The organism is Providencia rustigianii DSM 4541 (genome assembly GCF_000156395.1).
GTDB classification, from domain to species: domain Bacteria; phylum Pseudomonadota; class Gammaproteobacteria; order Enterobacterales; family Enterobacteriaceae; genus Providencia; species Providencia rustigianii.
Genome location: NZ_GG703848.1, coordinates 265 through 662 on the forward strand (window position 1 = coordinate 265; position 398 = coordinate 662).

Sequence of the window (398 nt, forward strand, 5' to 3'; positions counted from 1 at the left end):
GAATCGACGGCACGGCGATTTCAGATATTGAGCATATCCGCCAGTCAGTCAGAGATATTTTAATCACGCCTATTGGCTCGCGTGTCATTCGTCGTACCTATGGCTCATTACTATCAGAGTTAATTGATCAGCCGCAAAACCCAGCATTGAAACTGCAATTGATGTCAGCCTGCTATACCGCTTTGATGAAGTGGGAACCGCGTATTTTATTAACCCGCATCGGGTTAAGTAGTACAGAAGCCGCAAAGCTAATAATTGATATCGAAGCAATTGAGCAGGACTCAAATCAGCCAATTAACTTTTCTGTCGATGTGGGGCGATGATGGCAAACAGTATTGATATAAGTTTATTACCGGCACCGGATGTTATTGAAGAGCTCGATGTTGAAGTGATATTTG

The 398-nt window shown here is 43.2% G+C and carries 1 protein-coding gene; it reads left to right on the forward strand.

The annotated features are described in order from the left end of the window. The first annotated feature begins 2 nt into the window (after positions 1–2). A complete protein-coding gene (locus tag PROVRUST_RS18920; protein WP_039856130.1) occupies positions 3–323 on the forward strand; it encodes a GPW/gp25 family protein in 321 nt (106 codons plus the stop codon). Positions 324–398: the final 75 nt, after the last annotated feature.